We start from the raw sequence: 24,015 nt of genomic DNA on the forward strand, positions 1-24,015 counted from the left end.
CACGACGTCGCGGCCCGGATCACATGGGGGGCAGAGCGTCGCGGGGGCTTGCGCGCCACGGGGATCGCGTCTGTTCATCTGCCGCGGCACAGATCCGCAGGCGGACGCTATCCGGTCTTGCGAAGACCGGGCAGGTCGCCGGGCTCGCCACTGAAGCGACTGACAAGGTGAGTCAACGCATCGGCCTCGGCGCGCAGCAGGCTGCTGGTCGCGGTCGCCTCTTCGACCATCGCGGCATTCTGCTGGGTCACCTGATCGAGATGGCTGACTGCACTGTTGATCTCGGAAATGCTGATGGCCTGGTTCTGGGCCGTGCCTGACATCTCGGTGACCGTCGCCTCGATATCGGCAAAGACCGACACGATCTCGGCCAGGGCGGTGTGCGTCGCGCCGACCAGCTCGACACCATGGCCGGTCTGTTCGACGCTGCGGTCGATCAGCGACTGGATGGTCCGCACCGCCTCGGACGAGCGCTTGGCCAGCGCGCGCACCTCGGCGGCCACCACGGCAAAGCCGCGTCCTGCATCACCCGCCCGCGCCGCCTCGACCCCGGCATTCAGGGCCAGCAGGCTGGTCTGAAACGCAATCTCGCTGATGACGTTGATGATCTGGCCCATCTCGCCTGCGCTGGACGAGACCGAGGACATGGCGTCGCGGGTCTGGTCCATGATCTGGCTGCCGCGTACCGCCGCCTCGCGTGCGCGCGCCACCATCGTCTCGGCGTCGCGGCTGCGACGGGCGGATGTCTGGATTGCGCCATTCATTTCGCTCAGCGCGGCGGCGGTCTGTTCGAGGCTGGCCGCCTGCTGCTCGGTGCGTCGCGACAGGTCGTCGGAGGCCGCCGAAATTTCGGTTGTGGCGGTGCCGATGTCCTGCGCCGCGCGGCGCACCGAACTGATGACCGCCGCCAGCTCTTCCAGCGTCTGGTTGAAGCCTGTCCGCTCGGACAGCGGGCCGCTGATGCGGGCATCCAGATCGCCGCGTGACAAGCGGCCAAGCGCGTCTGAAATCTCGGCGAAGGCGCGGTGCTGTTCGTCTTCTGCGGTGGCGCGGCGGTGGTCGATCTGGTCGAGATAGGTCGAGACCGACATTTCGATATCCAGCAGCGCGGCGCGGATCAGGGCCGACAGATCGCGGGCCAGCCCGTCGCGCCCGCCTGACGTCCATGTGCGGCGGCCTCTGACAAGATCACGGATGAGGTGATCCAGCACCAGCCCATAGCCGCCGATATACCACCGCGGTTCCAGTCCGATCCGGGCATGCACCTCGCCGATCCGGCGCACCGCTATCGCGTAATCCTGCGCAAAATCCGCCGCCACGATCCGGTGCCAGTGATCCTGTTGCTGGTCGCGGGCGTGGTCGCGGTGGCTGTCATCGCGGAAATGGCGGGACAGTTCCTCGGTCTGCGCGAGTTTGTCGTAGAATCTGGCAAGGGCGGGTCCGATACTGGCCGCCACCTGATCCGCGATCCCCCGCAGCCGGGCCTGATCATCCGCGCCCAGATCAAGAAAATCCAGCCGTGCCTGCAGGTCCATCGGGGCGTTCGGGTCTGTATGCGTCACGGCGTGGCCTTTCCCTCTGGAATCACAGCTGGAGATTACCGGGCAGGAATTAAGCAATGCTGAACGCCGCCGGATTTTTTCACCTGTCGCCGCGATCTTGCCGCTGCGCGACCGGCGCATTAGCCTGACCGGCAGAGGGGGCGCGATGCAGGATCTGGGGGAGTATGACTTTGTCGTCGTGGGCGCAGGATCTGCGGGCTGCGTGCTGGCCAACCGGCTGTCGGCGGACCCAGGGAACCGGGTGCTGCTGCTGGAGGCGGGGGGCCATGACAACCGGCTGTGGGTGCATGTGCCGGTGGGATACCTCTATGCGATGGGCAATCCGGCGCTGGACTGGTGTTACCGGACGGAACCCGAGCCGGGGCTGAACGGCCGGCGCCTGAACTATCCGCGCGGGCGGGTGCTGGGCGGCTGTTCGTCGATCAACGGCATGATCTATATGCGCGGACAGGCCGCCGACTATGACCGCTGGCGGCAGGCGGGCAATCCGGGCTGGGGCTGGGACGATGTGCTGCCGCTGTTCCGGCGCAGCGAACGCCACTATGAACCCGCCTGCGACCTGCATGGCGATCAGGGCGAATTGCGGGTCGAGCAGCAACGGCTGCGCTGGCCGATCCTTGATGCCGTGGCCGAGGCGGCGCAGGAGATGGGGCTGCCCTGGTGCCCCGATTTCAACTGTGGCGACAATGAGGGCGTCGGTTATTTCCCGGTCACACAGCGCAAGGGCATCCGCTGGAATGCGCGCAAGGCATTTCTGGACCCGGCGCGGGGCCGCCCGAACCTGCGGATCGAGACCGGCGCGCAGGTCACGCGCCTGACCTTCGAGGGGCGGCGCGTGACCGGGCTGCTGGTCGCGCAACACGGGATGATCCGTCGCGTGCGGGCGCGGGGTGAGGTGATCCTTGCGGCGGGCGCGATCAACTCGCCCGCGCTGCTGGAGCTGTCGGGCATCGGGCAGGCGGCGCGGCTGACCGCACTGGGCATCGCGCCGGTCCATGATCTGCCCGGCGTGGGTGAGAATTTGCAGGATCATCTGCAGTTGCGCACGGTGTTCCGCATCAAGGGTGCGCGGACGCTGAATGACCGGGCGCGCTCGATCTGGGGCAAGGCGGGGATCGCGCTGGAATATGCTTGGCGCCGCACCGGGCCGATGGCGATGGCGCCCAGCCAGCTGGGGATTTTCGCGAAATCATCCGACGCCTTTGCGACGGCCAATATCGAATACCACGTCCAGCCCCTGTCGCTGGAGGCGTTCGGCAAGCCGCTGGACGATTTTCCGGGGCTGACCGTGTCGGTCTGCAATCTGCGCCCAGAAAGCCGGGGGTCGTGCCATATCACGGCGCCCGATCCGTACGCCGCCCCGGCCATTGCGCCGCGCTATCTGTCGACCGGGGGCGACCGGCAGGTGGCCATCGACAGCCTGCGCCATGCCCGGCGGCTGATGGCGACGCAGCGGCTGGCGGAATTCGCGCCGGTCGAGGTCAAGCCGGGCGCGGAACTGGTCAGCGACGGTGATCTGTTGCGGGCGGCGGGCGATGTCGGCACCACGATCTTTCACCCGGTCGGCACCACGAAGATGGGCTGCGACCCGATGGCGGTCGTGGACCCGGCGCTGCGGGTGCACGGGATCGAGGGCTTGCGGGTGGCGGATGCCGGGATCATGCCGTCGATCGTGTCGGGCAATACCCATGCACCCGCCACCATGATCGCCGAGAAGGCCAGCGAGATGATTCTGACGGCTGCCCGCGAAGGCGCGCGCTAGGCGGTCAGCATCTGGCGGAAGGCGTGCCAGCTTTGCTTGGGGGTGCGGGTCATCGTCTGATAATCGACATGGACAAGGCCAAAGCGGGGGCCATAGCCAAAGCCCCATTCGTAATTGTCCAGCAGCGACCAGTAAAAGAAGCCCCGAAGATCAACGCCTTGCGCCAGTGCCGCGCGGGCTGCGCGCAGGTGATCGCCGATAAAGCCGACGCGGCGGGCATCGTCGGTGATGTCGGCGCCCGCCTCTTGCGCCATGCCGTTCTCTGTCACATAAAGCGGCAGGTTGCCGGTGTGGTCGCGGGCCAGACGGGTCAGGAATTCCGACAGGCCCTCGGGGCGGATTTCCCAGCCCATCTGGGTCTTGGCCAGCGGGCCGGGCGCCTCGGCGGCATTGGGCCACAGGCCGGGGGCATGGGTGTACAGCCTGCGCGTGTAGTAATTCACCCCCAGCCAGTCCAGCGGCTGCGCGATCAGGGCCATGTCGGCCTGCCAGCCCTGCGGAAGATGCGGCTCCAGCGCCGCCAGCGCGGCCTCGGGATAGCCCTGTCCCATGATCGCGCGGATGAACCACTGGTTATAGATGGCGTCCTGCACCTCGGCGGTGCGGGCGGCCTCGGGGGTGTCATCGGCGGGATGCGCGGTCTCGAAATTCAGCACGATGCCCAGATCGGTCGCGCCTTCGGCGCGCAGGGCGTGGATGGCGGTGCCATGGGCCAGCAGCACATGGTGCATGGCGCGCGCGGCGGCGCGGATGTCGCGCAGGCCGGGGGCGTGATGGCCCAGAAAATGCGACAGCCAGGCGATGCACCACGGCTCGTTCAGGGTGGCGGTGCTGGCCACGCGGTCGCCAAGCCGGGCATGCACCGTCACGCACATATCGGCAAAGCGGGCGGCGATGTCGCGGTTCTGCCAGCCGCCCTTTGCGGCCAGATCGACCGGCAGATCCCAGTGATGGCAGGTCAGAAAGGGCTTGAGCCCGCGTTCCAGCATGCCATCGACAAGACGGTCGTAGAAATCCAGCCCCTCGGCGTTCACGGTCACACCATCGGGCATCACCCGTGCCCATGCGGTCGAGAAGCGATAGGCGTCAAAGCCCGCATCGCGGATCAGGTCCAGATCCTCGGGCCAGCGGTTCAGGTGATCGCAGGCGCGGCTGCCGTCGCTGCCATCGGTGATATTGCCGGGGGTGGCCGCGAATGTGTCCCAGTGGTTCAGCCCCGCGCCCGCCGTCCCCTCGATCTGATAGGCCGAGGTGGCGGCGCCAAAGACGAAATCGGCGGGGAAATCAGAGCGCGGCGGCAGCATGGGAACCCTTTCTGTTTGCGCTGACAGTGCCAGTTCGGAACGGGTCGCGAAAGGGGTCAGACGCGTGCGGCCGCGATTTGTCGCCACATGAAGGCCAGCACGAAGACGCCGGTCAGGATCACGATGATCGTGGGGGCGGGCGCGCTGTCCAGCCAGAAGCTGGCCCAGACCCCCGCCAGACTGGCACCGCCCGCGATCAGGGCCGACAGGACCAGCATCTGCGACAGGCGGCGCACCAGCAGAAAGGCGATGGCACCCGGTGCGATCAGCAGACCCACGGCCAGAATGATCCCCACCGCCGACAGCATCGCCACCACCATGGCCGAGATCATCGCCAGCATCCCGTAATGCAGCCAGCCCGTGGCCAGCCCCGCCGCCCGCGCCTGCACCGGATCAAAGGCCATCAGCGCGAAATCGCGCCATTTCACCACCAGAATCACGGCCACCACGGCGGCGATGGGCAGGCTTTGCGCGAAATCGGCGGGCGTGATGCCCAGAATATTGCCGAACAGCAGATGGCTCAGGTGCAATTGCCCCGGAAAGGCCAGGATCAGCACCAGCCCCAGCGCGAACATCCCCGCCATGACCACGCCAAGCGCCGTGTCGGGCTTGATGCGGCTGTTGGCGTCCAGCCAGCCCGCCGACAGCGCGCAGACCATCCCCGCCCCGAAGGCGCCGATCAGCAGCGGCAGCCCCGCCAGATGGGCCAGCACGATGCCGGGCAGCACCGCATGGCTGATCCCGTCGCCGATCAGCGCCCAGCCCTTCAGCACCAGAAAACAACTGAGCAGCGCGGCAGGCACCGCCACGATCACCGCGATCAGCGCCGCCTCGCGCATGACCGGAAAGGAAAACGGCAGATACAGGGTCTCGATCATGGTGCGGGTATCCCTTGGCGGGCGCGGCGGCGGCTGGCGATCAGCCCGTGTTTGGGCGCCAGCACCAGCGCGATCAGGAACAGCCCCGTCTGCAGCAGCACGATGATCCCCCCCGTCGCCCCGTCGAGGAAAAAGCTGCCATAGGCGCCGATCGCCGAGGTCGAGGCGCCGATGGTCACCGACAGGATGATCAGCCGCGAAAAGCGGTCGGTCAGCAGATAGGCGGTGGCGCCGGGTGTGATCACAAGCGCGATCACCAGAAACGCCCCCACCGTCTGCATCGCCGCGACCGTCGAGCCCGCCAGCAGCGTGAAAAAGATCACCTTCAGCAGTCCCGGCCGCAGCCCGACCGTGCGGGCATGGCTTTCATCGAAGAACACCACCAGCAGGTCGCGCCAGATCACCACCAGCACGGCCAGCGTGACCCCGCTGATGATCAGCAACTGGCGCAGATCCTCGGGCGCGATGGCCAGAATATTGCCAAGCGTGATCGCCTGAATGTTCACCGCCATCGGATTGAGCGAGACCATGAACAGCCCGATGCCGAAAAACCCGGTAAAGATCAGCCCGATGATCGCGTCCTGTTTCAGCCCGGTGCGGTTGTTGAGAAACATCATGGTCAGCGCCGCCAGCCCGCCCGACAGAAAGGCGCCAAGCGCAAAGGGCAAGCCCAGCATATAGGCGCCCGCCACGCCCGGCACGATGGAATGCGACAGCGCGTCGCCGATCAGGCTCCAGCCTTTCAGCATCAGATAGGCCGACAGGAAGGCGCAGGACCCGCCCACCAGCGCCGAAACCCAGATCGCGGTCGTCATGTAGTCATAGGCAAAGGGGGCCAGCAGCGCGTCCATCACCGGGCCCCGCTGTCGGCAGGTTCGCAGGCGCGCCAATGGGCGGCATATGTGCGTACATTAATCAGGTTCATGTTTTGCCCCGCGTCTGGGGGCGATCATCATAGAGGATCAGCGGGCGTTCATCATCGGTGAACACGTCCAGCGCCCGCCTGTCTGCATCGTCATGCAGATCGGCGCCGCCCAGAACGAAATGGCGCAGCGTGCCGCCAAAAGCCAGCCGCAGGTTCTCGGGCGTGAAGGTCGTGGCGGTCGGCCCCGAGGCCAGCACGGTCCCCTTCACCATCACCACCCGGTCGCAATATTCCGGCACCGCGCCCAGATCATGGGTCGAGACCAGCATCACCCGGCCTTCGTCGCGCATCGCGCCCAGCAGGTCGATGATGCGGCGCTCGGTCTCGACATCGACGCCGGTGAAGGGCTCGTCCAGCAGGATCACGCGGGCCTCTTGCGCCAGTGCGCGGGCCAGAAAGACGCGCTTTTTCTGGCCGCCGGACAGCTCGCCGATCTGGCGGTGGCGCATCGGCTCGATGCCCACGCGGGCCAGTGCCTCGGTGACGGCGGCGCGGTCGGCGGCGCGGGGGCTGCGCATCAGGCCCATCTGGCCGTAGCGGCCCATCATCACCACATCCTCGACCAGTACCGGAAAGGTCCAGTCGACCTCTTCGGCCTGCGGCACATAGGCCACCAGGTTGCGTTTCAGCGCCTGCGCGACCGGCAGGCCCAGAATGCGCACGCAGCCCTTGCCATGCGGCAACAGACCCATCAGCGCCTTGAACAGCGTCGATTTGCCCGCACCGTTCACGCCGACAAGCGCCGTGACCGAGCCGGTGGGCACGGTCAGGCTGGCATCGCTGAGTGCGGTGACGCCGCTGCGATAGGCGACGGTCAGGTGGCTGACCTCGATGCCTGGGGTGCCGGTCATGGGGCGGACAGCTCGGTGACGATGGTGTCTGCCGTGACGCGCAGCAGGTCCAGATAGGTCGGCACCGGGCCATCCGGCTCGGACAGGCTGTCGACATAGAGGACGCCGCCATAGCGCGCACCGGTTTCCGCCGCGACGCTGCGGGCCGGGCGGTCCGAGACAGTGCTTTCGGAAAAGATCACCGGCGCGCCGGTTTCGCCCATCAGGTCGATCAGGCGGCGGACCTGCTGGGGCGTGCCCTCACCCTCGGCATTGATCGGCCAGAGATACATCTCGGTTAGGCCGAAATCGCGGGCGAGATAGGAAAACGCGCCCTCGGAGGTGACCAGATAGCGGCGGTCCCCGGGCAGGGCGCGGGCGGCGTCGCGCAGGGGCGCGATGGCGGCCTCAAGCCGGGACATATACGCTTGGGCATTGGCGGCATAGGTCGCGGCATTGTCGGGATCGACGCCGGCGAGGGCCTCGGCGATGTTGTCGACATAGACCTGCGCGCTGTCCAGCGCCATCCAGGCATGCGGGTTGGGCTGGCCGTCATAGCCGCCACCCGCGATCGCGATCGGCGTCACGCCTTCGGTCAGGGTGGCAATGGGCACATCGCCCAGCCGGGCCAGAAACGGCTCGATCCAGCCTTCCAGGTTCATGCCGTTGACGAGGATCAGATCGGCGTCCTGCACCCCCAGCACATCGCGGGGCGTGGGCTGATAGCCGTGGATCTCGGCGCCGGGGCGGGTGATCGACTGCACCTCGGCCAGATCGCCCGCGACGTTGCGGGCCATGTCGGCCAGCACGGTGAAGCTGGTGGCGACCTTGATCTGATCGGCCTGGGCCGACAGGGGCAGGAGGGCCTGCGCCGACAGCGGCAAAAGCGCAAGAAGGGCGGTGAGCATGCGGGACATGGGATCTCCTTTGCGCCCTACATCTGCGAATCGTTCGCAACTGTCAAGAGTTGAGAACCAGTTGCAACTGGTGCGGGATTGCGGCAGATTGCGGCGATGACGGATGAACGTGCAGATCGGCTGGAAACGGCCTTGCGGGCCGCGGGGGTGCGGGTGACGCGGCAGCGTGCGGCGCTGCTGCGGGTGATTGCGGCGGCCTCGGATCATCCCGACGCGGCCGAGCTGCACATGCGCGCGGTGGCGGCGGGGGCGGGTGTGTCGCTGGCCACGGTCTATCGCACGCTGACGACCCTGCGCGGGCAGGGCGTGATCGAGAAGCTGGAATTTCAGGGCGAGCCCGCGCGGTGGGAGGCCGCCGATGACGCCCATCACGACCATATGATCGACGTCGACAGCGGCGAGGTGATGGAGTTCACCAGCGACCGGATCGAGCGGTTGCAGGCCGAGATTGCCGCCGAGATGGGCTATGAGATCGTCCATCACCGGCTGGAGCTGTATGTCCGGCGGCGCCAGAGGGTTTAAGGGGGGGGGCGCTGCCCCCCGACGCCTGCGGCGTCTCCCCCCGGGATATTTTGGCCAAGGCAAAGGTGACAGGTGCAGGTTTTCGACAGGATCATCTCGGATCGGGGGTCACGCTATGCGGTGTCGGGCGGGGCTGTGGCGAGCCGGGCCGGGGTCGCGGCGATGCTGGCTGAGCTGAAGCGCGGCAAGCGGTTCCGGGCGGCCACACATCACAGCTGGGCCGCGATCCTGTCGGGCGAGCCGGTCAAGGATGATGACGGCGAGGGGGGCGCGGGCCTGCTGATCCTGCAGATGCTGGAGCGGGCGGGGCTTCAGGACCATGTGGTCATCGTCACGCGCTGGTATGGGGGCAAGCATCTGGGGGGCGACCGCTTTCGCCATGTGGCCGACGCGGTGCGCCATTATCTGCGTGAGACGGGGTTGGGCGAGGCGGGTTGAGGCCGGTTGGGGTCAGGCGGCGCGGGAGGGGGCCGGTATGGCCTCGCGGGCCAGTGCGCGGGCCTCGGCGCGGTCGAGGGCGGCCAGTCTTTGCGGCACATCCAGACCACGGGCCGCCCCCCGCTGCCACAGCCTGAGGCAGGAGGCGGGCGACCAGGGCAGCGCCGCATGGGCGAGCCAGTGGCGCAGCGGCGCGGGCAGGGCGTCGAACGCGGCCATCGGGTCGCGCCTGCGACGGCGCAGGCGCTGCGCTGTCCGGCCCAGATTGCCGCAGCGCGGGACCATGCGCGCCGCGTCCGGGGTCATGCGGCGGCCTCGGTCGCGCGCTGCCAGCGGGGGAAGGGGTCGGGCAGATGCGCCCATTGGCGGGGATCTTCGCCCCATTCCTCGCCCAGCAGGCAGGCGTCAAGGCGGGCGCGCAGCCGGTCCTCGTCCATCCCGGCGCCGATCAGCACCAGCTCCTGCCGGCGGTCGCCAAATGGTTCGGCCCAGTGGCTGTCCAGATAGGCGCGCCCCTGCGGATGGGTGGGCCAGCGGTCGCGCGGGACAGCAGCCCACCATTGCCCCAGAGGCCGGACGCTGGACAGCGCCCCCGCCAGCGAAAACTCGGCCACCCAGTCGGGCCGGGTCGCGACCCAGAAATGGCCCTTGGCGCGGATCACGCCGGGCAGCGGGCCGTTCAGCAGCTCGTGGATCTTGCGCGGATCAAAGGGGTGGCGGGCGCGATAGACGAAAGAGGTGACGCCGTATTCCTCGGTCTCGGGGATGTGGTCGGCAAAGCCGTAGAGTTCCCTGGCCCACATCGGATGGGTATGGGCGCGGTCGAAATCGAAGCGGCCCGTGTTCAGGATGTCGCGCGGCGCCACGCGGCTGTGGTCGGTCCGGATGATATGGGCATCGGCGTTCAGCGCGCGGATGATTTTCAGCGCGGCATCGACGCGTTCGGGCCCCGCATCGGCGCATTTGTTCAGCACGATCACATCGGCGAACTCGATCTGGTCGGTCAGCAGGTCGACCAGCGTGCGGTTGTCCTCGTCGCCCATGACCTCGCCCCGGTCGGCCAGAAAGTCATGGCTGGAAAAGTCCTGCGTCAGGTTCACCGCATCGACCACCGTGACCATCGTGTCCAGCCGCGCCACATCGGACAGGCTGGCGCCGGTCTCATCCTCGAATTCAAAGGTGGTGGCGATGGGCAGGGGTTCGGACACCCCGGTCGATTCGATCAGCAGATAGTCAAAGCGCCCCGCCTGTGCCAGCGCGCGCACCTCGGCCAGCAGATCCTCGCGCAGGGTGCAGCAGATGCAGCCATTCGACATCTCGACCAGCGTTTCCTCGGTCCGGGTCACGCCGCCTTCGGTTCCGTTCAGGCCGGAATGCACCAGATCGGCGTCGATATTCACCTCGGACATGTCGTTGACGATGACGGCGACGCGCAGCCCCTCGCGGTTGTTCAGCACATTGTTCAGCAGCGTCGTCTTGCCCGCGCCGAGAAAGCCGGACAGCACGGTGACGGGAAGGCGGGGGTCTTGGGTCATGGCGGGCCTCATCAGTGGGACAAGTAAAAGTTATAGTATAACATATCTAGTGGCAAGCCGGTTGTGGCCCGCCCGGTTGCAGACCCCATTGACGCCCCGGCCCCGATGGGCCATGCCGCGCGCATGCTGCATATTGACGACATCTCGTATTCCATTCAGGGCCGCCCGCTGTTCACCGGCGCCTCGGCTTCCGTTCCCGAAGGTCACAAGGTGGGCCTCGTCGGCCCCAATGGCGCGGGCAAGACCACGCTGTTCAAGCTGATCCGGGGCGAGCTGGGGCTGGACGGCGGCGCGATCACCCTGCCGACCCGCGCCCGCATCGGCGGTGTGGCGCAGGAATCGGCCTCGACCAATCGCTCGGTTCTGGACACGGTGCTGGACGCCGATACCGAGCGCAACGAGCTGATGACCGAGGCGAACACCGCCACTGACCCCCACCGCATCGCGGAAATCCAGACCCGCCTGACCGATATCGACGCATGGTCCGCCGAGGCCCGCGCGGCCACGATCCTTGACGGACTGGGCTTTGACACCAACGACCAACAGCGCCCGACAAGCGATTTCTCGGGTGGCTGGCGGATGCGCGTGGCGCTGGCGGGGGTGCTGTTTGCGCAGCCCGACCTGCTGCTGCTGGACGAGCCGACCAACTATCTGGACCTTGAGGGTGCCCTGTGGCTGGAGACCTATCTGGCCCGCTATCCCCACACCGTCATCATCATCAGCCACGACCGCGACCTGCTGAACCGCGCCGTGGGTCACATCCTGCATGTCGAAAACCAGAAGCTGACGCTGTATACCGGCGGCTATGACAGCTTTACCCGCATCCGCGCCGAAAAGCGCGCGCTGCTGGCCGCCGAGGCCAAGAAGCAGTCCGAAAAACGCGCCCATCTGCAAAGTTTCGTGGACCGCTTCGGTGCCAAGGCGACCAAGGCCCGGCAGGCGCAGGCGCGCGTGAAGATGCTGGCCAAGATGGTGCCGATTGTCGCCCCCGAAGAGGCCAGGCTGTTCCGATTCAGCTTTCCCCAGCCCGAGGAATTGTCGCCCCCGATTGTGGCGATGGAACAGGTGGCCGTGGGCTATGACAAGGGGCCTGTGCTGTCGCATCTTGGCCTGCGGATTGATCAGGACGACCGCATTGCCCTGCTGGGCCGCAACGGGCAGGGTAAATCGACCCTGTCCAAACTGCTGGCCGACCGGTTGTCGCCCATGGCGGGCAAGATCACCCAGTCGACCAAGCTGCGGGTCGGGTATTTCGCCCAGCATCAGGTCGATGAGCTGTCGCTGGACGAGACGCCGCTGGACCATATCCGGTCGGTGCGCCCCAATGAGGGACAGGCCAAACAGCGCGCGCGGCTGGCGGGCTTTGGTCTGATGGAGGCGCAGGCCGAAACCAGGGTCCGCGCGCTTTCGGGGGGGCAGAAGGCGCGGCTTTCGCTGTTGCTGGCGACCATCGACGCGCCGCATCTGCTGATTCTGGACGAGCCGACCAACCACCTCGACATCGAATCCCGCGAGGCCTTGTCCGAGGCGCTGAACGATTATACCGGCGCCGTGGTGCTGGTCAGCCACGACATGCACCTGCTGGGGCTGGTGGCCGACCGGCTGTGGCTGGTCAAGGATGGCGCGGTGGCCCCCTATGAGGGCGATCTGGACGATTACCGCCGCTTTCTGCTGTCGGGCGATGCGCCTGCCGAAAAAGCCGACAAGCCCGAGGCTGCGGCGAAACCGGCGGCGCCCAAACGCCCCTCGCGCGATGCCGTTCTGGCGCTGCGCTCCGAGGCGCGCAAGGCCGAGGAACGCGTGCAGAAGCTGACCGAGATGATGGGCAAGCTGGATGTCAAACTGGCCGATCCCGGATTGTATAACGACCCTTACGAGGCCGAGAAATGGGGCAAGAAGCGGGCCGAGGCCGTGAAGGCGCTGGCCTTTGCAGAAGAGCTGTGGATGGCCGCGCTGGAAAAACTGGACCGCGCCGAGAAGGTCTGAACCGCATAAGGTCTGAACCGCATATGGTCTGGGCCGCAGAAGCTCTGGGCCACAGTCGGGCGGAAAAAAACCGCACATGACCTGTGGCCGATTGCCTCCGCCCCCCCCTGCGGCATATCTGCGGAACAGACACGCCCCTCAAGACCGGGAATCACCTCATGACCCCTGCTTTCGCGCTGGCCGCTGGCCTGACCACCGCACTGACCCTTGCCGCAACGCCGCTGCACGCCCAGATGATGGGCCGGAATGCGACACTGGATCTGGGGCTGGGCGCGATTGCCGGGCCGGAATATCCGGGCGCGGATGATGGCAAGGTCTCGCCGTGGTTCATCCTGCGCAATGGCGCGGCGGCGGACGGTCAGGGGTTTTCGGTCAGCCCGTCCCTTGGCCTGAAGGGCAAGCGCGACAGCAGTGACGGCGATGCGCTGGCCGGGCTGGACGAGATCGACCGCGCCTTCGAGATCGGCGCCCGGATCGGCTATGGCATGGGTCCGGTCAGCACCTATGCGACCGTCCGGCGCGGCTTTGGCGGGCATGAGGGCGTGACGGGGGCCGTGGGCGCGAAATACCGCACCGAACTGTCGCCCGAACTGACCCTGTGGTCGGGCGTGCAGGCCGTCTATGGCAACGGGCGTTTCAACGACACCTATTTCGGCGTGACCGAGGATGAAAGCGCGGCCAGCGGGCTTGCGGCCTATGCCCCCGGCACCGGCTTTAACGAGGCGGCGATCAGCTTCGAGGCACGCTATGCGCTGACCGAAAGCACCGCGCTGCTGGGCGAGGTCCGCTATGGCCGCCTGATCGGCGATGCCGCAGATTCGCCCGTGGTGCAGGAAAAGTACCAGCCCTCGCTGCGCCTCGGCGTGGTGCGCCGGTTCTCCTTCGGCTTCTGAGCCCGACGCTTTCTGAGGCAGCCGTTTTCTGATCCGGACACCCCGCGCGCGCCTGCGCGTCGGGGTCACTGGTCGATCAGCCAAACCCCGATCAGCCCGCCGCGCCGGTTCAGCCCTGGGCGGCAGCCATCGGCTCGGCCTTGGCCAATGCGTCGAACCGCATGAGCGAGGCGATCAGCGCGGGCATCTGATCCAGCGGGATCATGTTCGGACCGTCCGAGGGGGCGCTGTCGGGGTCCTCATGCGTCTCGATGAACACGCCAGCCACGCCAAGCGCCACTGCGGCCCGCGCCATGACCGGCGCGAATTCGCGCTGCCCGCCCGAACTGCCGCCCTGACCGCCGGGCTGCTGCACCGAATGGGTGGCGTCCATGATCACCGGATAGCCGGTCCGCGCCATGGTCGGCAGCGACCGCATGTCCGCCACCAGCGTGTTGTAGCCAAAGCTGGAGCCCCGTTCGGTCAGCAGGATATTCTCGTTGCCGGTCGAGGCGACCTTGTCGGCGACATTGGGCATGTCCCAGGGCGCCAGAAACTGACCCTTCTTGATGTTCACCACCGCGCCGGTGCGCCCTGCGGCCAGCAGCAGGTCGGTCTGGCGGCACAGGAAGGCGGGGATCTGGATGATGTCCACGACCTCGGCGGCCCGGATGGCCTGCCCGGCATCATGCACATCGGTCAGCACGGGACAGCCGATCGCCTCGCGGACATCTGCCAGAACGGCCAGCCCCTCGTCGATGCCCAGCCCCCGCCGCCCCGACAGCGAGGTGCGGTTGGCCTTGTCATAGCTGGCCTTGAACACGAACCCCGCCCCGGACGCGGCGCAGGCCGCTGCCATCGCCTCGGCGATCATCAGCGCGTGGTCGCGGCTTTCCAGCTGGCAGGGGCCGGCGATCACGACCAGCGGCAGATCATTGCCGCAGGTCAGGGCGCCGATGGGGATATGGCGGTGCGTTGTCATGTCGAAACCTGTTCGCGAAGGATGGACGCGGTCAGCGAGAGCATCAGATATAGCCCCATAAAGATCAGAAGCGCCACCAGCGAATTCTGGAACGCCTTGGGATAGGTCGCCTCGTCCGGTGCCACCGGCGCCACCGACAGCGACAGATAGCGGACCTGCTTGTTCGCCTCGATCCGGGCGGTTTCCATCTGGGCGGCGGCGGCGGCAAGCAATTCCTGCCGGGTCGCCATATCGGCCTCGGCCACGCGCAATTCGCCCGAGATGGCGGCCAGCGAGCGGCGCGTCTCATTGCCTTCGGTCAGCTGCAGGCGGGTCAGTACGATCTGATTTTCAAGCCGTTCGATGTCGCCACGCAGGGCGTCGACACGGCTTTGCACCGGGCTGGGATTGGTCAGGATCTGTCCCAGCTCAAGCTGCTTGGCCGTCAGCTGCCCTTCCAGATTCGAGACCTGCCCCATGACGACCGACCCCTCGGCCACCGGGTCCAGCACGCCCAGCTGGACCTGCAGCGTCTGCACGCGCTGCTGGGCGGCCAGCATCTTGGCCTCGGCATCCTGATAGCTGTCGATGGCGCCCTGCATCTGATCGGCGCGCAGGCGGGCGGTGAAGCGGTCGACATGCTCTTCCGCGTAGGAAATCAGCGCCAGTGAGAACTGCTGGCTCAGCACCGGATCGGGGGCGATCACCTCCATGTTCAGCACGCCCTCGGTCGGGTCATAGCCGATCTTGACCGAGTTGCTGAACACCCGGTAGGCGGCCTCGTTCGTGGCGTCGGGGGGCAGGCGGCGGACCGGGTCCATCGCCGGGTCCTGATAGGCGCGGGTAAAGCCCAGATCCGCGTCCAGCCGCATCATCGCCTCGCGCGAGGTCAGATAGCTCTGCACGCCCACGGAATCGGTGTTTGCCGCCAGTCCCGACCCGCTCAGCAGCCCGCCCAGCCCACCGCCTGCGGCGCCATCCGCGCTCTGGATCTGGAACTGCGAGATGGTGGCATAGAGCGGGCTGGCAATCTTTGTGTAGTACCAGCTGACCACCGCCGTCGGCAGAAACACCAGGATCAGAAGCCGCGCGGCCAGCAGGATGATCCGTTTGCGCCGTCGCCGGGCAAGATCATGCTGGATGCGATAGATCTCGGCGGCGCGGCGTTCCTCGGTCAGATCCTCGCGCGACGGAAGCGGCATCGTCAGCCCGCCCCCCTCGGGTTGCGGGACAAGAGCGTTCGGCATGCCCTTGGGCACCGGCACAAGCGATTTCGCCCCACCCGGCTTTGCGGCACCCGGATTTGCCGGCCCGGTGACAGGTGGCGCCTTCGCGCCGCGATCCCCGGTCAGGATCTTGCCCAGACTGCCGCGATGCGAGGGGTCGATGCCGCGTTCGCGCAGCCGCAGAATGGCCTCTTCGTCAGAGCTGACAGGGATCTGATGCAGCCCGGCAATGCGCCGGGCGATCCGCAACTGCCGCTCGGACAGGTTTTCGGCGCGGATCGCGGCCAGCTTTTCCTCCAGATCATCCTCGGCTGCGGGGGACCCGTCGGGCGATGCGGGCGGGGTATCGTGCGGCCCGGCGGCCTTGGGGCCCAGACCGCCGAAACCGTCATCGGCAGGTTCGGTCGCCGTCAGCCGGGCAATCATCTCATCGGCGGTGGCCGGGCGGCTGCCCTGGCCGGTGTTGGCGGTCGTGGTGCCGGGCGTGATCCCCTCTGCGGGCGTCCCCTCTGCGGGCGTCTTGCGCCTGACCTCGACCCGGACGGCCCCGGAAACGGTGCGCTGCGAGGCGGCTGCGGTTTCCAGAGCGGCGCCCGGCGTCACGGAATCCGAGACAGACGCGTGATAGCGCCGAGCCTTAGGAGGTGTAGTCATAATATTGTTTCGCCTCGTCAAGGGTCTCGAATACATAGAGTTTGCCGTCACGCAGGACGGCGGCGCTGTCGCAGAATTTCTCGATCGTCGAGGGCTGGTGCGACACGATCACCGTCGTCGCCCGCTTGAGCCGGTCAAACAGGACACGCCCCGCCTTGCGGTTGAATTCGGCATCGGTCGTATGCGGCATGCCTTCGTCGATCAGGTAGATGTCGAAATCCAGCGCCAGCAGCAGCGCAAAATTGTACCGCGCGCGCATGCCGCTGGAATAGGTGCCCACGGGCATGTCGAAATATTCCTCGATATCGGTCAGCCAGCGGGTAAAGGCCGACACGTAATCGGGATCCAGCCCGTAGATGCGCGCGATGTAGCGGGCGTTTTCATTGCCGGAATGGCGGCCGATGACGCCACCCATGAAGCCCAGAGGAAACGAGATGTGGCAGTCGCGGCGGATCCGTCCCTCGTCGGGTTTTTCCAGTCCGCACATCATGTTGATCAACGTCGTCTTGCCGGTGCCGTTGGGCGCAAGAATGCCCAGGGAATTCCCCAGATTGACCCGGAAAGACGCCTGATCAAGGATGATCTTGTGCTGCTTCCCGGTCCAGAACGACTTGGACACACTATCGAATTCAAGCATTTGGGTGGCTTTACCAATTACAATTTACGCACGACGCATGCCTTGCCGGAAACCTCGGCGGCATTCGCCGGACCATAGGCCCCGGTCAGCAGCCTGTCCAGCATGGCCGATGCTGCCTGACAAACCGTCATCAGGCGACCTTTATTTCATGCAAAGGCAACCTAAATGCCCGACATGCCTCATGCGATCCTGCCCCTGTCCGCCGAGGCTCCGCTGGCCTGCCGGATCCGCGCCTGCCGTCTGTGCCGCGACCGTTTCGCGGCGACGGCCAGCCGCCACATGCCGCGCCCGGTGGTCTGGTTCCGGCCCGGTGCGCGGCTGCTGATCGTCGGGCAGGCGCCGGGGGCGCGGGTCCATGACAGCGGGCGGCCCTTTACCGACCGTTCGGGCGACCGGCTGCGGCAGTGGACCGGGCTGGATGCGGGGTCGTTCTACGATCTGGACCGGGTGGCGATCGTGCCGATGGCGTTCTGCTTTCCGGGCTATGATGCGAAGGGCGCCGACCTGCCGCCCCCGCCCCTCTGCGCGCAGACATGGCGCGATCAGGTGATGGCGCAACTGCGTCCCCGCCTGACGCTGCTGGTGGGCGGCCATGCGATCCGCTGGCATCTGGGCGCGCGGCAGATGACCCCGGCGGTGGCCCGGTGGCGCGACCATGCGCCCGCAGTGTTTCCGCTGCCCCATCCCAGCTGGCGCAACACCGCGTGGCTGGCGCGCAATCCCTGGTTTCAGGCCGACTTGCTGCCCGATCTGCGCCGCGCCGTGCGCGCGGCGATGGCGGGCGACGAGGACGGGAATCGGGCAGATCCTTAACCGCAGGCAAAAAATCTGCGCTGGGGATGGTTAACATACCGAACCGCGTCTAGAATTCCGGGATTGACCTGACGGGACCGTCCACATCACGGAACGCTCCGGGTTGACGCAGGGCCTCTGCGGGGTGGCCGCCTCTGGCTGGCTGCCGCGCAGGGCCAAGACGCGCATGATGCAAAAGAACATGGGAGAAGCCGAATGAGCTATATGAAATCCGTCCTTCTGAGCAGCGCCTTCGCGCTGGCCGCCGGCCCCGCGCTGGCGCAGCAAGAGCAGTTCATCACCATCGGCACCGGCGGGCAGACCGGCGTCTACTATGTCGTGGGCCAGTCGATCTGCCGTCTGGTCAACCGCGAGACCGCCGATCACGGGCTGCGCTGCACCGCGCCGTCGACCGGCGGTTCGATCGCCAATATCAACGCCATCAAGGCGGGCGACATGACCATGGGCGTGGCGCAATCCGACTGGCAGTTCCACGCCTATAACGGCAGCTCGGACTATGAGGGCGATGCCTTCCCGGAACTGCGCGCCGTCTTTGGCGTGCATCCCGAACCGTTCACCGTCGTGGCCCGCGCCGACAGCGACATCACCAATTTCGAGGATCTGACCGGCAAGCGCGTGAATGTGGGCAACCCCGGATCGGGCTCGCGCGGGACATTCGAGATCGTGCTGGAGGCCATGGGCATGAGCATGTCCGATTTCGCGCTGGCCTCCGAACTGCGCCCGGCAGAGCAGTCGGCAGCTCTGGGCGACAATCAGGTGGATGCGATCAGCTACACCGTCGGCCATCCCAACGGCTCGATCCAGGAGGCGACCTCGACCGTGGCGGCGCGCCTTGTGACGGTGGCGGGCGAGGCGATTGATGCGCTGGTCAGCGAGAACCCCTATTACGCCAAGGTCACGATCCCCGGCGGCATGTATGCGGGCAACGATGAGGACACCGAGACCTTCGGTGTGCTGGCGACCTTCGTGACCTCGGCCGATGTCCCCGAAGAGACGGTCTATCAGGTGGTCAGGACCGTGTTCGACAATTTCGACCGCTTCAAGGGCCTGCACCCGGCCTTCGCATCGCTGGAGCCCGAGGCGATGGTGTCGGACGGTCTCAGCGCGCCGCTGCATGACGGCGCGGCCCGCTACTACCGCGAGCGTGGCTGGATCGAGTGATCCGGGACTGGATCGGGCGGCCCCTGGGGGCCGCCCTTTCATCATGAAGCAATCATAACAAGATGCGTCGCAGGGGTGCCGTGATGAATGAGACGGACAGGAATGACAAAACGACCCGCCAGCAACAGGCAGGTGCGGTCGAGATGGCAGCGGCAGGCCGCGGCGAGCTGTCACAGGCCGAGCTGGACGAGCTGGTCGCCTCGTCCGACACGGGCGCGCGGACCCCGCCGGGATTTGTCGGCAAGCTGATCCTTGGCGTGGCGCTGTGCTGGTCGCTGTTCCAGCTGTGGATCGCCTCGCCGGTGCCGTTCATGCTGAATTTCGGCATCATCAGCGCCACCGATGCGCGCGCTGTGCACCTGGCCTTTGCGTTGTTCCTGGCCTTCATGGCCTATCCGGCGGAACGCTCGCCGGTGCAGCTTGGTCTTGGCATTCTTGTGCCGCTGGTCCTGTCGGGCCTGTTCATCTATGGCGCCCCTGCCAGCTTTCCCGTCTGGCTGATCGCGCTGATCGGCGCGGCGGTGATCGGGGCGATCCTGCTGGGCAGTCCCAAAAGCTACGTGCCCCTCTGGGAATGGGCGCTGGCCCTGTGCGGGGTCGGCGCGGCACTTTACGTCTTTGTCTACAGTGACGAGCTGGGCCGCCGCGTCGGCGCGCCGATCCAGACCGATCTGATCGTGGCCGTGATAGGCCTGATGCTGCTGCTGGAGGCCGCGCGCCGCAGCCTTGGCCCGGCGCTGATGATCGTGGCGACGGTGTTTCTGGTCTATACCTTCCTTGGGCCGCATATGCCCTCGATCATCGCGCATCGCGGCAATTCGCTGTCCGAGGTCGCCAACCACCAATGGGTCACGACCGAGGGCGTGTTCGGCATCGCGCTTGGCGTCTCGACCAGCTTCGTGTTCCTGTTCGTGCTGTTCGGCGCGCTGCTGGACCGGGCAGGGGCGGGCAATTACTTCATTCAGGTGGCGTTCTCGCTGATGGGCCATCTGCGCGGCGGTCCGGCCAAGGCGGCGGTGGTCAGTTCGGCCATGACCGGCCTGATCTCGGGCTCGTCCATCGCCAATGTGGTCACCACCGGCACCTTCACCATTCCGCTGATGAAACGCGTGGGCTTTTCGGCTGAAAAGGCCGGCGCGGTCGAGGTTGCATCCTCGGTCAACGGCCAGATCATGCCGCCCGTCATGGGGGCCGCGGCCTTCCTGATGGTCGAATATGTGGGCATCCCCTATTTCGACGTGGTCAAGCACGCCTTCCTGCCCGCCACGATCAGCTATATCGCGCTGGTCTATATCGTCCATCTGGAGGCGATGAAGGCCGGGATGAAGGGCCTGCCGCGCGCCTATACGCCGCCGCCGATCCTGCGCCGCCTGATGGTCGCGGCCTTCATCATCGCGGGCATCTGCGCGCTGTCGATGGTGGTCTATTACACGATGGGCTGGATCCGCCCGACCTTTGGCGACAATGCGGGCTATGTCGTGTTCGGCATGCTGACGGCGGCCTATGTCGGGCTGATGTGGGTCGCCTCGCGCGAAGAGCCGCTGGTGCTGGAAGATCCCAATGCGCCGATCACCGCCCTGCCGCTGCCGGGCCCGACGGTGCGGTCGGGGCTGCACTATATCCTGCCGGTCGTGGTGCTGGTCTGGGCGCTGATGGTGGACCGTCTGTCGCCGGGCCTGTCGGCCTTCTGGGCGACGGCCTACATGATCTTTATCCTGCTGACGCAGCGCCCGCTGATGGCGCTGCTGCGCGGGCAATCGGGGGCGCTTGGCGCGGTGCGCACCGGCATCAACGATCTGGTCGACGGGCTGATCGCGGGCGCGCGCAACATGATCGGCATCGGCATCGCCACGGCGACCGCAGGCGTCATCGTGGGTGTGGTCAGCCAGACCGGCGTCGGCTCGGCGCTGGCCGATGTGGTCGAGCTGTTGTCGGGCGGCAATCTGATGCTGATCCTGCTGCTGACGGCGGTGCTGTCGCTGATCCTGGGGATGGGGCTGCCGACCACGGCGAACTATATCGTCGTCTCGGCGTTGCTGGCGCCGGTCATCGTGACGCTGGGGCAGCAGAACGGGCTGATCGTGCCGCTGATCGCGGTGCATCTGTTCGTGTTCTACTTCGGCATCATGGCCGATGTGACGCCGCCTGTCGGTCTGGCCTCGTTCGCCGCCGCGGCCGTGTCGGGGGGCGATCCGATCCGCACCGGGGTCGTCGCGTTCTTCTACAGCCTGCGCACTGCCGCGCTGCCCTTTCTGTTCATCTTCAACACCGATCTGCTGCTGATAGATGTGGGCTGGGTGCAGGGCATCTTTGTCTTTGTCACCGCGACCATCGCCATGCTGCTGTTTGCCGCCGGGTCGCAGGGCTGGTTCCTCGTGCGCAGCCGCATGTGGGAAAGCGCGACCCTGCTGCTGATCGCCTTCACCATCTTCCGCCCCGGCTTTTTCTGGAGCTATGTCTTCGCGCCCTTTGACGAGCGCCCCGGCACAGAATTCGTGCAGGCGCTGGAAAACAGCGAGGTGGGTGACGGTCTGCGGCTGCGCATCGCGGGGCTGAACGACATCGGCAGCCCGGTCGAGTTCGTGGCCCTGCTGCCGGTTCCCGCAGGCGAGACCGGCGAGGATCGTCTGACCGCCGCCGGGATCGAGCTGGCGCAGGGCGGCGATCAGGTGATGATCGACAACGTGGCCTTTGGCAGCCCGGCGCAACAGGCCGGACTGGACTGGGATCAGACCATCCTGTCGGTGCAGGCGCCCACCTCGGTGCCCTCGCGCTACTGGATCTATATCCCGGCCTTCCTGCTGATGGCCTTCGTCATCTGGGTCCAGCGCCGCCGCGCACCCGCGCCCGAACCGGAATTGTCGCAAGAGGGGAAACGTCATGCATGACAACATTCTGCTGCCCGTCGATCTTCAGCACCCTGAAAGCTGGGACAAGGCCCTGCCCACCGCCGTCAGGATGGCGGGCACGGCGGGCGTGATCCATCTGCTGGGGATCGTGCATGATTTCGGCAGCTCGATGGTGGCGACCTTCCTGCCCACCGGCTACGAGAAAAAGATCCTCCAGTCGATGAAAGAGGATCTGGACCGGTTCGCCGCCCGGCATATCCCGGGCAATGACCGGGTGCAGATCCATGTCGGGCACGGGCATGTGGCCGAAACCATCCTCAAATCGGCGCGCAAGTTCGACGCCGATCTGATCGTGATGGCCAGCCCCAAGCCGGACGAGCTGCGCAGCATCCTTGTCAGCCGCGATGTGAACGCGGTGGTGCGGCACTCGCCCGTCTCGGTTCTGGTCGTGCGTTAGGCGCAGGCGGCCCGGTGTGTCGTTGACAGCCGGGCCGGTTTCGTCAATCTGACGGCCATGCAGACCGACCTTCAGATCGCCCGCGCGGCCGCAAAGCGCCCCATTGCCGAGATCGCCGCCCGGCTGGGTCTGGGCGCCGGACAGATCCTGCCTTACGGCCATGACAAGGCCAAGATCACCCATGACGCCGTGGCCGGGCTGGAGGGGCGCCCCGAGGGGCGGCTGATCCTTGTCACCGCGATCAATCCGACGCCTGCGGGCGAGGGCAAGACCACAACCACCGTGGGTCTGGGCGATGCGCTGAACCGATTGGGCCACCGCGCCACCATCTGCATCCGCGAGGCCAGCCTTGGCCCGAATTTCGGGATGAAGGGCGGGGCGGCGGGCGGCGGGCATGCCCAGATCGTGCCCATGGAAGAGATGAACCTGCATTTCACCGGGGATTTCCACGCCATCACCTCGGCCCATAACCTGCTGGCCGCGATGATCGACAACCATGTTCATTGGGGCAACGCGCTGCGCATCGACACGCGCCGGATCACCTGGCGGCGGGTGATGGACATGAACGACCGGGCGCTGCGCGACATCGCGGCGGGGCTGGGTGGTCCGGCCAACGGCTTTGCCCGCCAGACCGGGTTCGACATCACCGTCGCCTCCGAGGTCATGGCGATCCTGTGCCTTGCCCGCGATCTGGACGATCTGCACGCGCGGCTTGGCCGCATTGTCGTGGCGCAGGACATGGACCGCCAGCCGGTGACCGCCCGCGACCTGCAAGCTGACGGCGCCATGACCGTGCTGCTGAAGGACGCGCTGCAACCCAATCTGGTTCAGACGCTGGAGAATAATCCGGCGCTGGTCCATGGCGGGCCCTTTGCCAATATCGCCCATGGCTGCAACAGCGTCATCGCCACCCGCACCGCCCTGCGCCTGTCCGATTATGTCGTGACCGAGGCCGGTTTCGGCGCCGATCTGGGGGCCGAGAAGTTTTTCAACATCAAATGCCGGCTGGCCGGGCTGTCGCCTGCGGCGGTGGTGCTGGTGGCCACGGTCAGGGCGCTGAAGATGAACGGCGGCGTCGCGCGCGCCGATCTGGGCGCCGAGAATGTCGCGGCGGTCACGCGCGGCTGCGCCAATCTGGGCCGCCATCTTGAGAATATCCGCAGCTTTGGCCTGCCCGTCGTCGTCGCCGTCAACCATTTCGCAGGCGATACCGAGGCCGAGATTGCCGCGCTGACGACCTATTGTGCCGGTCACGGTGTACAGGCTGTGCTGGCGCGTCACTGGGCCGAGGGGGGCGCGGGGGCCGAGGATCTGGCCCGCGCCGTCGACGATCTGGCGACGGGCGGGCGGGCCGATTTCCGCACCCTCTATCCCGACGAGATGCCCCTGTGGCAAAAGATCGAGACAGTGGCCACCCGCATCTATCGCGCCGCCCGGATCGAGGCCGCGCCCGGCATCCGCGCCCAGCTGGAGGCATGGGAGGCGGCGGGCCATGGCCGCATGCCGGTCTGCATCGCCAAGACGCAATACAGCTTTTCCACCGATCCCGACCTGCGCGGCGCGCCCGAAGGGCATGTGATCCCGGTGCGCGAGGTGCGGCTGAACGCGGGGGCGGGCTTTGTCGTGGCGATCTGCGGGCAGGTGATGAACATGCCGGGCCTGCCGCGCCATCCGGCGGCCCAGACCATCCGGCTGGACGATCAGGGGCAGGTCGAGGGGCTGTTCT

At 66.8% G+C, this 24,015-nt stretch carries 21 protein-coding genes; 10 read left to right on the forward strand and 11 right to left on the reverse strand.

Translation table 11 applies throughout. The features are described from left to right. Positions 1-107: 107 nt before the first annotated feature. A complete protein-coding gene (locus ACK41U_RS12595; RefSeq protein WP_409680656.1) occupies positions 108-1,562 on the reverse strand; it encodes a methyl-accepting chemotaxis protein in 1,455 nt (484 codons plus the stop codon). A gap of 145 nt (positions 1,563-1,707) precedes the next feature. On the opposite strand from ACK41U_RS12595, the gene ACK41U_RS12600 reads away from it, so the two are divergent. Then, positions 1,708-3,324 carry a GMC family oxidoreductase gene (locus tag ACK41U_RS12600; protein ID WP_409680658.1) on the forward strand — a complete coding sequence of 539 codons (1,617 nt, stop codon included), beginning with the start codon at positions 1,708-1,710 and terminating at the stop codon, positions 3,322-3,324. Here ACK41U_RS12600 and ACK41U_RS12605 read toward each other — a convergent pair. The 5 genes from ACK41U_RS12605 to ACK41U_RS12625 all read right to left on the reverse strand — a co-directional run bounded on the left by ACK41U_RS12605 (position 3,321) and on the right by ACK41U_RS12625 (position 8,169). Beyond that, the gene (locus ACK41U_RS12605) at positions 3,321-4,628 is read right to left on the reverse strand and encodes a GH1 family beta-glucosidase (protein WP_409680660.1); all 1,308 of its coding nucleotides are present in this window, start codon (positions 4,626-4,628) and stop codon (positions 3,321-3,323) included. The two genes, ACK41U_RS12600 and ACK41U_RS12605, sit on opposite strands and share 4 nt — an antisense overlap. 56 nt (positions 4,629-4,684) lie before the next feature. Beyond that, positions 4,685-5,506: a metal ABC transporter permease gene (locus ACK41U_RS12610; protein ID WP_409680662.1), complete on the reverse strand. Its 822-nt coding sequence runs from the start codon at positions 5,504-5,506 to the stop codon at positions 4,685-4,687. Further along, entirely contained in the window at positions 5,503-6,357 is an 855-nt protein-coding gene (locus tag ACK41U_RS12615; RefSeq protein WP_409680665.1) for a metal ABC transporter permease, read from the reverse strand. The genes ACK41U_RS12610 and ACK41U_RS12615 overlap by 4 nt, the downstream gene beginning before the upstream one ends. A 70-nt stretch (positions 6,358-6,427) precedes the next feature. After that, a complete protein-coding gene (locus ACK41U_RS12620) occupies positions 6,428-7,282 on the reverse strand; it encodes a manganese/iron ABC transporter ATP-binding protein (protein ID WP_409680667.1) in 855 nt (284 codons plus the stop codon). Next, positions 7,279-8,169 carry a metal ABC transporter substrate-binding protein gene (locus ACK41U_RS12625; protein WP_409680713.1) on the reverse strand — a complete coding sequence of 297 codons (891 nt, stop codon included), beginning with the start codon at positions 8,167-8,169 and terminating at the stop codon, positions 7,279-7,281. The genes ACK41U_RS12620 and ACK41U_RS12625 overlap by 4 nt, the downstream gene beginning before the upstream one ends. A 105-nt stretch (positions 8,170-8,274) precedes the next feature. Here ACK41U_RS12625 and ACK41U_RS12630 point away from each other — a divergent pair, with 105 nt between their 5' ends. Next, positions 8,275-8,700: a Fur family transcriptional regulator gene (locus tag ACK41U_RS12630; protein WP_409680669.1), complete on the forward strand. Its 426-nt coding sequence runs from the start codon at positions 8,275-8,277 to the stop codon at positions 8,698-8,700. A 72-nt stretch (positions 8,701-8,772) separates the two neighbouring features. Continuing rightward, a complete protein-coding gene (locus ACK41U_RS12635) occupies positions 8,773-9,138 on the forward strand; it encodes a YigZ family protein (RefSeq protein WP_409680671.1) in 366 nt (121 codons plus the stop codon). A 12-nt stretch (positions 9,139-9,150) separates the two neighbouring features. Here ACK41U_RS12635 and ACK41U_RS12640 read toward each other — a convergent pair whose 3' ends face one another. Further along, the gene (locus ACK41U_RS12640; protein ID WP_409680674.1) at positions 9,151-9,444 is read right to left on the reverse strand and encodes a DUF6525 family protein; all 294 of its coding nucleotides are present in this window, start codon (positions 9,442-9,444) and stop codon (positions 9,151-9,153) included. Beyond that, positions 9,441-10,673: a GTP-binding protein gene (locus ACK41U_RS12645; protein ID WP_409680677.1), complete on the reverse strand. Its 1,233-nt coding sequence runs from the start codon at positions 10,671-10,673 to the stop codon at positions 9,441-9,443. Before ACK41U_RS12645 ends, ACK41U_RS12640 begins: the two co-directional genes overlap by 4 nt. 123 nt (positions 10,674-10,796) lie before the next feature. On the opposite strand from ACK41U_RS12645, the gene ACK41U_RS12650 reads away from it, so the two are divergent. After that, positions 10,797-12,659 (forward strand): ABC-F family ATP-binding cassette domain-containing protein, encoded by a 1,863-nt coding sequence (locus ACK41U_RS12650; RefSeq protein ID WP_409680679.1) that lies wholly within the window; start codon positions 10,797-10,799, stop codon positions 12,657-12,659. A gap of 158 nt (positions 12,660-12,817) precedes the next feature. Next, on the forward strand, positions 12,818-13,552 hold the full coding sequence (locus ACK41U_RS12655) for a MipA/OmpV family protein (protein WP_409680682.1): 735 nt from the start codon (positions 12,818-12,820) through the stop codon (positions 13,550-13,552). Between the two features lie 109 nt (positions 13,553-13,661). On the opposite strand, the gene kdsA is transcribed toward ACK41U_RS12655, so the two are convergent. Genes kdsA through ACK41U_RS12670 form a run of 3 tightly spaced genes read right to left on the reverse strand, consistent with a single transcriptional unit; the run spans position 13,662 to position 17,009 of the window. After that, positions 13,662-14,513, reverse strand: a complete 852-nt coding sequence (gene kdsA, locus ACK41U_RS12660) for a 3-deoxy-8-phosphooctulonate synthase (protein WP_409680684.1) — start codon at positions 14,511-14,513, stop codon at positions 13,662-13,664. Next, positions 14,510-16,372, reverse strand: coding sequence for a capsule biosynthesis protein (locus ACK41U_RS12665; RefSeq protein ID WP_409680686.1), 1,863 nt, complete (start codon positions 16,370-16,372; stop codon positions 14,510-14,512). Before ACK41U_RS12665 ends, kdsA begins: the two co-directional genes overlap by 4 nt. Next, positions 16,356-17,009 (reverse strand): ABC transporter ATP-binding protein, encoded by a 654-nt coding sequence (locus tag ACK41U_RS12670; protein ID WP_409680689.1) that lies wholly within the window; start codon positions 17,007-17,009, stop codon positions 16,356-16,358. The genes ACK41U_RS12665 and ACK41U_RS12670 overlap by 17 nt, the downstream gene beginning before the upstream one ends. Before the next feature lie 165 nt (positions 17,010-17,174). On the opposite strand from ACK41U_RS12670, the gene ACK41U_RS12675 reads away from it, so the two are divergent. The 5 genes from ACK41U_RS12675 to ACK41U_RS12695 form a co-directional block, all read left to right on the forward strand. Then, positions 17,175-17,822 (forward strand): uracil-DNA glycosylase family protein, encoded by a 648-nt coding sequence (locus ACK41U_RS12675; RefSeq protein ID WP_409680692.1) that lies wholly within the window; start codon positions 17,175-17,177, stop codon positions 17,820-17,822. A 195-nt stretch (positions 17,823-18,017) separates the two neighbouring features. Beyond that, the gene (locus ACK41U_RS12680; RefSeq protein WP_409680695.1) at positions 18,018-18,983 is read left to right on the forward strand and encodes a TAXI family TRAP transporter solute-binding subunit; all 966 of its coding nucleotides are present in this window, start codon (positions 18,018-18,020) and stop codon (positions 18,981-18,983) included. An 83-nt stretch (positions 18,984-19,066) separates the two neighbouring features. Further along, positions 19,067-21,871, forward strand: coding sequence for a TRAP transporter permease (locus ACK41U_RS12685; RefSeq protein WP_409680698.1), 2,805 nt, complete (start codon positions 19,067-19,069; stop codon positions 21,869-21,871). Beyond that, positions 21,864-22,289: a universal stress protein gene (locus tag ACK41U_RS12690; protein ID WP_409680701.1), complete on the forward strand. Its 426-nt coding sequence runs from the start codon at positions 21,864-21,866 to the stop codon at positions 22,287-22,289. Before ACK41U_RS12685 ends, ACK41U_RS12690 begins: the two co-directional genes overlap by 8 nt. 57 nt (positions 22,290-22,346) lie before the next feature. Beyond that, positions 22,347-24,015 (forward strand): formate--tetrahydrofolate ligase (locus tag ACK41U_RS12695; protein WP_409680704.1); only part of this gene is annotated, 1,669 nt, incomplete at its 3' end.

This window comes from Paracoccus sp. (in: a-proteobacteria) (assembly GCF_046289755.1).
GTDB lineage: Bacteria > Pseudomonadota > Alphaproteobacteria > Rhodobacterales > Rhodobacteraceae > Paracoccus.

Excerpts from the sequence above, each read along its gene's own strand:
- ACK41U_RS12600 (WP_409680658.1), top strand. The coding sequence starts at position 1,708 with ATGCAGGATCTGGGGGAGTATGACTTTGTCGTCGTGGGCGCAGGATCT.
- ACK41U_RS12605 (WP_409680660.1), bottom strand. The coding sequence starts at position 4,628 with ATGCTGCCGCCGCGCTCTGATTTCCCCGCCGATTTCGTCTTTGGCGCC.
- ACK41U_RS12610 (WP_409680662.1), bottom strand. The coding sequence starts at position 5,506 with ATGATCGAGACCCTGTATCTGCCGTTTTCCTTTCCGGTCATGCGCGAG.
- ACK41U_RS12615 (WP_409680665.1), bottom strand. The coding sequence starts at position 6,357 with ATGGACGCGCTGCTGGCCCCCTTTGCCTATGACTACATGACGACCGCG.
- ACK41U_RS12620 (WP_409680667.1), bottom strand. The coding sequence starts at position 7,282 with ATGACCGGCACCCCAGGCATCGAGGTCAGCCACCTGACCGTCGCCTAT.
- ACK41U_RS12625 (WP_409680713.1), bottom strand. The coding sequence starts at position 8,169 with ATGCTCACCGCCCTTCTTGCGCTTTTGCCGCTGTCGGCGCAGGCCCTC.
- ACK41U_RS12630 (WP_409680669.1), top strand. The coding sequence starts at position 8,275 with ATGACGGATGAACGTGCAGATCGGCTGGAAACGGCCTTGCGGGCCGCG.
- ACK41U_RS12640 (WP_409680674.1), bottom strand. The coding sequence starts at position 9,444 with ATGACCCCGGACGCGGCGCGCATGGTCCCGCGCTGCGGCAATCTGGGC.
- ACK41U_RS12645 (WP_409680677.1), bottom strand. The coding sequence starts at position 10,673 with ATGACCCAAGACCCCCGCCTTCCCGTCACCGTGCTGTCCGGCTTTCTC.
- ACK41U_RS12650 (WP_409680679.1), top strand. The coding sequence starts at position 10,797 with ATGCTGCATATTGACGACATCTCGTATTCCATTCAGGGCCGCCCGCTG.
- ACK41U_RS12655 (WP_409680682.1), top strand. The coding sequence starts at position 12,818 with ATGACCCCTGCTTTCGCGCTGGCCGCTGGCCTGACCACCGCACTGACC.
- kdsA (WP_409680684.1), bottom strand. The coding sequence starts at position 14,513 with ATGACAACGCACCGCCATATCCCCATCGGCGCCCTGACCTGCGGCAAT.
- ACK41U_RS12665 (WP_409680686.1), bottom strand. The coding sequence starts at position 16,372 with ATGACTACACCTCCTAAGGCTCGGCGCTATCACGCGTCTGTCTCGGAT.
- ACK41U_RS12670 (WP_409680689.1), bottom strand. The coding sequence starts at position 17,009 with ATGCTTGAATTCGATAGTGTGTCCAAGTCGTTCTGGACCGGGAAGCAG.
- ACK41U_RS12675 (WP_409680692.1), top strand. The coding sequence starts at position 17,175 with ATGCCCGACATGCCTCATGCGATCCTGCCCCTGTCCGCCGAGGCTCCG.
- ACK41U_RS12680 (WP_409680695.1), top strand. The coding sequence starts at position 18,018 with ATGAGCTATATGAAATCCGTCCTTCTGAGCAGCGCCTTCGCGCTGGCC.
- ACK41U_RS12685 (WP_409680698.1), top strand. The coding sequence starts at position 19,067 with ATGAATGAGACGGACAGGAATGACAAAACGACCCGCCAGCAACAGGCA.
- ACK41U_RS12690 (WP_409680701.1), top strand. The coding sequence starts at position 21,864 with ATGCATGACAACATTCTGCTGCCCGTCGATCTTCAGCACCCTGAAAGC.